General features: G+C 39.6%; 1 protein-coding gene. It reads left to right on the forward strand.

The annotated features are described in order from the left end of the window. The first annotated feature begins 201 nt into the window (after positions 1 to 201). Positions 202 to 405, forward strand: coding sequence for a 50S ribosomal protein L31 (gene rpmE, locus ACYVTD_RS16850; RefSeq protein WP_461248800.1), 204 nt, complete (start codon positions 202 to 204; stop codon positions 403 to 405). Positions 406 to 445: the final 40 nt, after the last annotated feature.

A 445-nucleotide genomic window follows, 5' to 3' on the forward strand; every position in this document is an offset into this window, starting at 1 on the left:
GAGGAAGAAATCCAAAAAATCTGGATTTTACGCAAAGTTATCAATCCTATGGACGACATCGAAATTATCGAATTGCTGGTTGACAAAATGAAGAAAAGCAAGAATAATGAAGCATTCCTAAGATCCATGAACACTGGAACAGGGGGCATGGATTAGTCCTTAAACCGCATAAGCGGAGTTGGACAACATTTGGAGGATAAAATGAGAGACGGAATACACCCAAAGTACGAAATGACAAAAATCACCTGCGCCTGCGGAAATGTGATAGAAACACGTTCCACCACAAAGGACATAAAGGTTGAAATTTGCTCATCTTGCCACCCTTTCTTTACCGGCAAACAAAAACTTGTAGACACAGCCGGACGCATTGAAAGGTTCAGGAAGAAATATAACATTAAAGAGTAAACTTGCGATTTTGCCGTAAAAGTCGTATATTGAATATAGG

Source organism: Treponema sp. R6D11 (assembly GCF_054786075.1).